Here is an 8927-nt window from a genome sequence, read left to right on the forward strand (position 1 = left end):
ACCGGCGTCGCGCGCAGCGTCGGCGTAGCGCGCACCGTGCGCGTTGCGCCCGGGCACGCCGACGTAGAGGTCACCGGGACGCACGGCCGACGAGGCGAGCACCACGCCCGTCACCTCGAGGTCGTCGATGTCGCCGTGCACCTCGAGGCCGAACGTCTCGGCCAGGCCGTGGAGCGATCGGGGGCTCGGATGCTGCGGCCGGAGGGCCGCGGGGGGCGATCCGGTCACGAACCCAACTTTCTCACCAGGTTGCTGGCAGCTCGGGCGCCGGGGCGCCGGATGGAACGGTCCGATACTTCTTCAGCACCTGGCTCATCACCTGTTGGAAGACGGGAGCGGATGCGGCGGACGAATTCATCTTAACGGGATTCATGATGCTCACCGAAACGACGAACTGCGGATCGTCGGCCGGCGCGAAGCCCGACACCGAGACGAGGTAGCCGTGGAGGTAGTGGCCGTTGCCGTCGGGAACCTGCGCCGTGCCGGTCTTCGCGGCCACCCGGTAGCCCGGGATCTCCCACTTGTCGGCGAGCCAGCCCTCGAGGTACACGCGCTCGAGCATCTGGCTGGTCTGGTCGGCGGCCTGCTCCGAGACCGCCCGCGTGCCGGCGGGCTCGGCCTGGGGGACGTCGCCGCAGCCGTCGACGAGACGCACCGGCATGCGCACGCCGCCGTTCGCGATGGTCTGGTACGCGCTCGCGATCTGCACGGCCGTCGTGGTGAGGCCCTGGCCGAACATCGTCGCGTACTTGGTCTGGTTGTCCCAGTCGTCGGGGTCGCCGTGCAGGTCGCCCGGTGCCTCGGCCGGGAAGCCGACCTCGGTCTCCTGGCCGAGCCCGAACTTCTGCATGTCGTCGTAGCGCTCGCGGTCGGTCATCAGCTCGCCGAACTTCGACATGCCCGTGTTCGACGACTCGATGAGCACTCCCGTCAGCGTCAGCGGCTCGTCCTCGTGGAAGGCGCTGTCGTTCACGTCGGCGCCGTTGGCCGGCTTGTATCGATAGGGGGCCACGACCTGGCTCAGCGGGTCGGCCTTGCCGGCGTCGATGACGGATGCCGCGGTCAGCGCCTTGAACGTGGACCCGGGCTCGAACGGGGCGGTGAACGAGCGCGAGCCGCGGTCGTCCTCCTCCGTCGAAGACGGATCGTTCGGGTCGACCGTGGGCACGTCGGCCACGGCGAGGAGCCGGCCGGTCTTGGCCTCCATGACCGTCACGGTCGCCCAGTCGGCGCCGACCGCCTGCACCTGCGCCTCCGCGATCCGCTGCACCATCCACTGGAGGTCGGAGTCGATCGTGAGCTTCAGGGTGCCGCCGTCGTGCGCCTGCTTGTGGATGACCTGCGTGCCGGGGATCTGCACCCAGTCCTGGAGGCTGTGCAGGTAGCTCAGCTCGCCGTCCTCGCCGGCGAGGCACTCGTCCTCGGCGTACTCGAGCCCGGCGACCGCGTTGCCGTCAGGATCGACGAACCCCAGCAGGTTGCCCGCCACGGCGCCGTTCGGGTACCGACGGCTGGGGTGCTCCCACGGCACGACCCACGGGATGTCGAGCGCCTTGACCTGCTCGTAGGTCTCGGTGTCGACGAGCTTCGCGACGAACGCGAAGTCGGAGTCGGGGTCGCCGGCGAGGGCGTCGGTGATGATCGCCTGCACCTGCTCGCCGGTGAGGCCGACGACGGCACCCAGCTCGGCGGCGGACTGCTCGAGCGGCACCTTGACGCGCGTGGTCGTGTCGGGGTCGGCGGGATCGGGCTCCTCGCGGATGATCGGGCCCGCGCTCGCGTTCTTCGGCGACAGGGCGATGTCGTAGCGCATCACGGTGTCGGCGAGCACGATGCCGTTCGCGTCGACGATGTCGCCCCGGGATCCGTACACCTTCACGTTCGTCGATCGGCGGCCCTCGGCCTCCGCGCTGAGCTCCGCGGCCCGCACGACCTGGATGTCGACGAGTCGCACGACGAACACGCCGACGAGCGCGACCAGGATCACGCCGGCCAGGAGGATTCGCCGCATCGGGTGTCGGCTCGTGCGGTTCATTCGCGCCTTCCTCGTCGGGTGCCGGTCAGTGCGTCGCGGGCGTCGGCAGGCCGTCCGCGGGCGGCGGGACCACGGGCGCGGCGTCGGGTGCAGCGATCGCCCCCTCGGCCGGTGTCCCTCCGTTCGGAGTCTCCCCCGCCGCCTGCTCGGTCACGAGCGGCACGCCGTCGATGAGCGCATTCGGCACGAGCGGGGCGGATGCCGCGGCGCCGCCGGTCGCGGGCGTCGGCTCCCCCAGCACCGCGCCGTCGGACAGTCGCAGGTAGACCGGGTTGGCGTTCGGCACCATGCCGAGCGCCTCCGCGTTCTTCGCGAGGTACTGCGGCGACTCGACCCGGTCGAGGTCCTCGGCGAGCTTCTGGTGCTCGCGCTCCAAGTCCGCCTGGCGCACCTGGTAGCCGTCGATCTCGTACGCGCCCTGGGCGACCGCGATCGAGAGGAGCAGCTGCGCGACGACGATCACGGCGACCCCGCCGAGTGCGATGACGGCGTAGGCGAGCCTCGGCTTGGCGCGTCCGTTCGGCTGGGGTGCCGGACGGAGTCGCCGCTCGGGCCGCGGTGCCGGGCTCCGCCGTGGAGCTGGAGCGCTGTGGGCCGGCAGTGCGGTCATGACGGCCTCCTCACTCGTTCCGCGGCACGCAGCCGCACGGGCTTGGCGCGCGGGTTCTCGGCCTGCTCCGACTCGCTCGCCAGTTCGGCGCCGCGCACGAGGAGCCGGAACTGCGCACGGTGCTCGGGCAGTTCCATCGGGAGTCCGGCGGGTGCCGTGGAGCTCGAGGCGGCTTGGAGCACGCGCTTCACGATGCGGTCCTCGAGCGACTGGTAGGCGAGGACGACGATGCGGCCGCCGATCGCGACCGTTTCGAGCGCCGCCGGCATCGCCCGCTGCAGCACCGACAGCTCCTCGTTCACCTCGATGCGCAGGGCCTGGAAGACCCGCTTGGCCGGATGACCCTGCCGCTGCACCGCGACCGGCGTCGCCGCCGTGATGACGGCGACGAGTTCGGCCGACCTCGTGATGGGGGCATCCGCCCTCGCCTTGACGATCGCCCGGGCGTACCTGGCCGACAACTTCTCTTCGCCGTAGTCCTGGAAGATGCGTCGCAGTTCGTCCTCGCTCGATTCGGCGATCACCTCGGCCGCCGTGCGGCCCTGGGTGAAGTCCATGCGCATGTCGAGCGGGGCATCCTTCGAATAGGCGAAGCCTCGCTCGGCACGGTCCAGTTGCAGCGAGGAGACGCCGAGGTCGAACAGCACCCCCTGCACCTCGTCGAAGCCCTCCGACCGCACCGCCTCCGCGATGCCGTCGTAGACGGTGTGCACGAACCGCGCCCGGTCGCCGAACGGCGCGAGCCGCTCGCGGGCGATCGCCAGCGCGTCGGTGTCGCGATCGAGCCCGATGACCGTGAGTCTCGGGAAGCGGGTCAGGAAGGCGCTCGCGTGCCCGCCCATGCCGAGCGTGGCATCGAGGAGCACGGCGCCGTCGGCCTCGATGGCCGGGGCGAGCAGCTCGAGCGTGCGCTCGAGCATGACCGGGGTGTGGATGCGTTCGATGTCCATGATTCCTTCGGGACGGTTCCCGGATTCCGATCCCCATCCGTTCGTCCTGGTGCGGGGAAGTGCATCAGGCGCGCACGGCTGGGAGTCGCAATCCGGGACTAGAAGAGTCCCGGGATCACCTCCTCCGCCGTGTCCGCGAAGGCCGCCTCCTGCTCGGCGAGGTATGTCTGCCACGCCGTCGCATCCCAGATCTCCACTCGGCTGCCCGTGCCGATGACCGTGAGGTCCCGGTCCAGGCCCGCGTACGCGCGGAGCGTTGCGGGGACGGTGACGCGATGCTGCTTGTCGGGGGTCTCCGCGGATGCCCCCGAGAGGAAGACGCGCATGTAGTCGCGCGCCTGCTTGCTCGTTACCGGGGCCTGGCGGATCTTGTCGCTCATGCTCTCGAACTCGCGTGCGCTGAACACGTAGATGCAGCGCTCCTGCCCGCGCGTGAGCACGAGGCCGCTCGACAGCTCGTCCCGGAATTTCGCCGGAAGAATGACGCGGCCCTTCTCGTCGAGCTTCGGCTCGTAGGTCCCGAGGAACACCGCACCACCCCCTTTCCTCCGGCCAGAATCCAGGTGACCCCACTTTACTCCACTCTCATCCACCGATCAACGACATTCGCTCGCTTTCCGTGCTTCCCAGGTGTGAGATGCCTGTGAATACGGGCGAGAAGGCGGGTGGAGCGCAGTGGAGGGAAAATGCGCCCGCGTGGGGCGTCAACGACCAGCTGATCCCACGGAGCGCAGGAAACGGGGCTGGCAGTATGCGCAAGCGGGCGCAGCGGGCCACCTCGTGGCGCCGGGCACGACGAAGAACGGGCCGATCCGAAGATCGACCCGTTTGGGTGGTGCGAAGTGGAGGGCTAGCCCTGACCGTCCTGGCGACGGTCCCAACGCTCGTTCAGGCGGTCCATGAATCCGCCCGAGCGCCGGGCCTTCGACGAGCTGGAGGCGGGCTCCGCGGGCGCAGGCGTGGCCGCCCCGCGCTTGCTGGGGGTGATGGCGATGAGCACGCCGGCGAACATCAGGGCGAAGCCGAGGATGCCGACGATGAGCAACTGCAGCGCGACACCCGCGATGAGCGCACCGACACCCGCGACGGCGACCAGCACGCCGAGCACGATCGCCCGGTAGTTGGGTCGTCGACCACGCACGCCACCGACTGCATGCACGAAGTCCGCGTCATTGCGGTAGAGGTTCCGCTCCATCTCCTCGAGAAGACGTTGCTCCTGCTCTGAAAGCGGCATCTCATTCCCCTCAGGCTCGGGCTCGACGCATCCGAGCTCATTCTAGCCCCGCCCCGCCTCGCTAGGCTAGGCGGGTGGCTCACGGTTCCCGGCTCGTCGATCTGGTGCAAGCGCGCATCGAGGAGTTCCTCTCCGAACGCACCTCCATTCTCCGCTCGATCAGCCCCGACCTGGACTCCCTCGACGAGTTCTCAAGGCGGTTTCTCAGCGGCGGCAAGCGCTTCCGGGCTCGGTTCTGCTACTGGGGATGGGAGGCCGTCGGCGGGCGGGGCTTCGATCCCTTCGAATCCGACGCGCGACGCGACTGGTTCCCCATCGTCTCGGCGGCCTCGGCACTCGAGCTCTTCCACGCGGCGGCGCTCGTGCACGACGACATCATCGACAACTCGGACACCCGACGCGGCGCCCCGGCGGCGCACAAGCTGTTCGAACAGCTGCATGCCGACTCGCGCTGGGCGGGCAGCCCGGCGGACTTCGGCCGGGCGTCGGCGATCCTCCTCGGCGACCTCCTGCTCGGGTGGAGCGACGAGCTCCTCGACGAAGGGCTGCAGACGCTTCCCGACCGACAGGCCGCCCGCGCGGCACGCGCCGAGTTCATGCGCATGCGCACGGAGGTGACGGCGGGCCAGTACCTCGACATCCTCGAGGAGCGGGCGTGGGTCGTCCAGTCCGACGACGACCAGCGCACGCGCGCCGAACGCGTGATCGTCTACAAGGCCGCGAAGTACTCGGTCGAGTCGCCGCTCGTGATCGGCGGCGCGATCGCCGGCGCGACATCCGCCCAGGTGGCCGCGTTGCGTGGCTTCGGCCTGCCGCTCGGCATCGCCTTCCAACTGCGCGACGACCTGCTGGGCGTGTACGGCGATCCCGAGGTCACCGGCAAGCCGAGCGGCGACGACCTCCGTGAGGGCAAGCGGACCCTCCTCGTGGCGATCGCACGCGAACGTCTCGCCGCCGGACCGCGTCGGCTGCTCGACGAGCTCCTCGGCGACCCCGACCTCGACGCCGAGCAGGTGCGGATGCTGCAGCGCACCATCGCCGACTCCGGTGCCGTCGACGAGGTCGAGCGCCTCATCGCCCAGCATGTCGCGCGGGCCGCCTCGGTGCTCGAAGACGCACCGATCAGCCGCGAGGCGCGCGCCGAGCTCGGATCACTCGCGAAGGCGGTCTCCCGGCGCACCAGCTGACGGCGCTCCGCGTCCGGAGGTCGGCAGCCGCATCGCGATGGTGCCGGCCGCGCGGGCCGTCGCCGTCAGGCGAGCGCCTGCGCCACTCGCCGCACCTCGGCCTTGCGACCGGCCCGCAGGGCGGCGATCGGCGTGGTGCCGAGGCTGTCGTCCTCACCGAGCAGCCATTCGAGGGCCTCGGCGTCGGAGAAGCCCGCGTCCGCGAGCACGACGGCCGTGCCGTGCAGCTCGGGCAGTGGAGCCGCGTCACGGAGGAAGGTCGCCGGCACCTTGAGCACGCCGTCCACGCGGGCGGCGAGCAGGTGGCGGTCGTCGATGAGCCGTCGGATCCTGCTCGGGGTCTGCCCGAGCATCTCGACGAGGTCGGGAACAGTCAGCCAGTCGGTCTGGTCGGCGTCGGTCACGTTCCCAGCCTGCCAGACGAACCCTCGACTCGGGAAGCCGTGGCGGCATCCGAGGTCCACCGCTGGTCGCGTCCAGCGAGCATGCGCCGTTCCCGCGCACGGACTCGGCAGACTCGGCGGACTCGCGGCGAGGGTCGTTGACTCGCCCTACCCCCTGTGCGAGCGTGGCGATGGACGAGGATGTCCGACGCCGACTCCAGGGGGAACGATGGCGAACGAGACGGACGCATTCCGGGCCGCGAGGGGCGGCGAGTCCGGCGCGCGACCGCGACGCCGCGGCATCCGGGTGCTTCTCGGCGTGCCCATCGCCATCGTGAGCACCGTGGCCGTGACGCTCGGAATCGCCCAGCCCGCTGACGCCGCACCACCGCAGGTGAAACGCCAGGCCAAGCCGAAGGCCCAGGGAGCCGAGGTGCACCGCGTGGTGCGCGCTGCCGTCGCAGGGCAGGCGCCCGGCGAGTACGTCGTCGCCGAGGGTGACACCGTGAGCGGGATCGCGGAGCGATTCGGCCTCGCGACCGCCGAGGTGCTCGCCGCGAACGGACTGGGGTGGTCGAGCCTGATCTTCCCCGGCCAGCGACTGGCGCTGCCCGGTGGACTCGCCCCCGACGCCGCTCCAGCACCGATGGCCGCCGCTCCCGAGATCGCCCGGCACATCGTGGTGGACGGCGACACGGTCAGCGGCATCGCGGCGGCATACGGGCTGACGCCGGCCGACGTGCTCAGTGCCAACGGGCTGAGCACGTCGAGCCTCATCTTCCCCGGTCAGGCGATCGTCCTTCCGCTCGCGGTCCCCGTCGCCGACGCGCCGCCGTCCCCGGCCACCCCCGCGCCGGCTCCGGCCCCCGCACCCGCCCCGCCCGCGTCGACGACGACGGAGGCGGAAGACCGGCATGTCGTCGCCGCCGGCGAGACGCTCTCGGAGATCGCCTCGGCCTCCGGCGTGAGCGTCGCGGACCTCGACGCGCTGAACGGCCTCGGCGGGTCGACGCTGATCGTTCCCGGACAGGTGCTCGTCACGCGTCGGGCCGAGCCGGTCGTGGCCGTCGCCGTCGCGGCGGTGAGCATGCCGCTCAATGAGGAGACTCGCAGCAACGCCCAGGTCATCGTCGATGTCGGGCGCGCGCTCGGCGTGCCCGACCAGGGCATCGTGATCGCCCTCGCCGCTGCTGCCCAGGAGTCGGGACTGAAGAACGTGCACTCGGGCGACCTCGACTCGCTCGGCGTGTTCCAGCAACGGCCCAGCCAGGGCTGGGGCACGCCCGACGAGGTCCTCGATCCGGTGCGCGCCGCGACCGCGTTCTACGGCGGACCGGCGAATCCGAACCCGGGGCGCACCCTCGGCCTCCTCGACCTCCCGGGGTGGGAGTCGATGAGCGTGACCCAGGCCGCCCAGGCGGTGCAGCGGTCGGCGCACCCCGACCACTACGCGAAATGGGAGGCCCAGGCGCGCGCCTGGCTGTCCGAGCTCGGCTGACGCCGGCGCCGCGCGCGACGCCCGGTCGCGGCATCCGTCGGTCACGAAGGCGTTTCGATCTGGGAGTTGCACGGCGTTTAGTCGGCGGCGGGCATACACCTCTTCGTACACTCGAACGGTGACCACCGCGCCCGCCGACCCCATGATCGGCCGTCTCGTCGACGGCCGCTATCAGGTGCGCTCGCGGATCGCCCGTGGCGGCATGGCGACGGTGTACCTCGCGACCGACCTCCGCCTCGAGCGGCGGGTCGCGATCAAGATCATGCACGGCCACCTCGCCGACGACAACACCTTCAAGACGCGGTTCGTGCAGGAGGCCCGCTCGGCCGCCCGCCTCGCCCACCCCAACGTGGTGAACGTGTTCGACCAGGGCCAGGACTCCGACATGGCTTACCTCGTCATGGAGTACCTGCCGGGCATCACCCTGCGCGAGCTGCTGAAGGACTACAAGAAGCTCACACCCGAGCAGACCGTCGACATCATGGACGCCGTGCTCTCGGGGCTCGCCGCCGCCCACCAGGCCGGCATCGTGCACCGCGACCTCAAGCCCGAGAACGTGCTGCTCGCCGACGACGGCCGCATCAAGCTCGGCGACTTCGGGCTGGCAAGGGCGGCCAGCGCCAACACCGCGACCGGGCAGGCGTTGCTCGGCACGATCGCATACCTCTCCCCCGAGCTCGTCACCCGCGGCGTCGCCGACGCGAGGAGCGACATCTATGCCGTCGGCATCATGATGTACGAGATGCTGACCGGCGAGCAGCCCTACGTGGGCGAGGCGCCGATGCAGATCGCCTACCAGCACGCCAACGACACGGTGCCCACGCCCAGCTCGAAGAACCCCGGCGTCCCGGTCGAGCTCGATGAGCTCGTGCTCTGGGCCACCGCGCGCGACCCCGAGGAGCGCCCGAACGACGCCCGCGTCATGCTCGAGCGCCTGCGCGAGGTCGAACCCGACATCCGCTCACCCCGGCCGCACGGACGCACCCAGGCGACCATGGTGCTCGGCGGCGGGGCGATGGCGGCCGGCGCC

At 71.0% G+C, this 8927-nt stretch carries 9 protein-coding genes and 1 pseudogene; 3 read left to right on the plus strand and 7 right to left on the minus strand.

Going from position 1 to position 8927, the window contains the following annotated elements; all coding sequences use genetic code 11:
- The 6 genes and pseudogenes from GH736_RS12295 to GH736_RS12320 form a co-directional block, all read right to left on the minus strand.
- Positions 1-228, minus strand: a pseudogene (locus GH736_RS12295) (UDP-N-acetylmuramoyl-L-alanyl-D-glutamate--2,6-diaminopimelate ligase); the annotation flags it as partial.
- Positions 229-241: 13 nt separating this feature from the next.
- Positions 242-2035, minus strand: a complete 1794-nt coding sequence (locus GH736_RS12300; RefSeq protein WP_235934122.1) for a peptidoglycan D,D-transpeptidase FtsI family protein — start codon at positions 2033-2035, stop codon at positions 242-244.
- Positions 2036-2060: 25 nt separating this feature from the next.
- The gene (locus GH736_RS12305) at positions 2061-2645 is read right to left on the minus strand and encodes a hypothetical protein (RefSeq protein WP_159603645.1); all 585 of its coding nucleotides are present in this window, start codon (positions 2643-2645) and stop codon (positions 2061-2063) included.
- A complete protein-coding gene (rsmH, locus tag GH736_RS12310) occupies positions 2642-3595 on the minus strand; it encodes a 16S rRNA (cytosine(1402)-N(4))-methyltransferase RsmH (RefSeq protein WP_159603647.1) in 954 nt (317 codons plus the stop codon). The genes GH736_RS12305 and rsmH overlap by 4 nt, the downstream gene beginning before the upstream one ends.
- A gap of 98 nt (positions 3596-3693) precedes the next feature.
- On the minus strand, positions 3694-4125 hold the full coding sequence (gene mraZ, locus GH736_RS12315; protein ID WP_159603649.1) for a division/cell wall cluster transcriptional repressor MraZ: 432 nt from the start codon (positions 4123-4125) through the stop codon (positions 3694-3696).
- A gap of 320 nt (positions 4126-4445) precedes the next feature.
- The gene (locus tag GH736_RS12320; protein ID WP_159603651.1) at positions 4446-4829 is read right to left on the minus strand and encodes a DUF3040 domain-containing protein; all 384 of its coding nucleotides are present in this window, start codon (positions 4827-4829) and stop codon (positions 4446-4448) included.
- Between the two features lie 74 nt (positions 4830-4903).
- On the opposite strand from GH736_RS12320, the gene GH736_RS12325 reads away from it, so the two are divergent.
- Positions 4904-6016, plus strand: a complete 1113-nt coding sequence (locus tag GH736_RS12325) for a polyprenyl synthetase family protein (RefSeq protein WP_159603653.1) — start codon at positions 4904-4906, stop codon at positions 6014-6016.
- 65 nt (positions 6017-6081) lie between these two features.
- Here GH736_RS12325 and GH736_RS12330 read toward each other — a convergent pair whose 3' ends face one another.
- A complete protein-coding gene (locus tag GH736_RS12330; protein ID WP_159603655.1) occupies positions 6082-6420 on the minus strand; it encodes an Rv2175c family DNA-binding protein in 339 nt (112 codons plus the stop codon).
- 208 nt (positions 6421-6628) lie between these two features.
- On the opposite strand from GH736_RS12330, the gene GH736_RS12335 reads away from it, so the two are divergent.
- Positions 6629-7897 carry a LysM peptidoglycan-binding domain-containing protein gene (locus GH736_RS12335; protein ID WP_159603657.1) on the plus strand — a complete coding sequence of 423 codons (1269 nt, stop codon included), beginning with the start codon at positions 6629-6631 and terminating at the stop codon, positions 7895-7897.
- A 118-nt stretch (positions 7898-8015) separates the two neighbouring features.
- On the plus strand, positions 8016-8927 hold a 912-nt coding region (locus GH736_RS12340; protein ID WP_159603659.1), incomplete at its 3' end, for a protein kinase domain-containing protein.

The organism is Agromyces humi (assembly GCF_009720255.1).
Taxonomy (GTDB): domain Bacteria; phylum Actinomycetota; class Actinomycetes; order Actinomycetales; family Microbacteriaceae; genus Agromyces; species Agromyces humi.

Coding starts and splice junctions, on each gene's coding strand:
- GH736_RS12300 (WP_235934122.1), bottom strand. CDS start 2,035: ATGAACCGCACGAGCCGACACCCGATGCGGCGAATCCTCCTGGCCGGC.
- GH736_RS12305 (WP_159603645.1), bottom strand. CDS start 2,645: ATGACCGCACTGCCGGCCCACAGCGCTCCAGCTCCACGGCGGAGCCCG.
- rsmH (WP_159603647.1), bottom strand. CDS start 3,595: ATGGACATCGAACGCATCCACACCCCGGTCATGCTCGAGCGCACGCTC.
- GH736_RS12320 (WP_159603651.1), bottom strand. CDS start 4,829: ATGCCGCTTTCAGAGCAGGAGCAACGTCTTCTCGAGGAGATGGAGCGG.
- GH736_RS12335 (WP_159603657.1), top strand. CDS start 6,629: ATGGCGAACGAGACGGACGCATTCCGGGCCGCGAGGGGCGGCGAGTCC.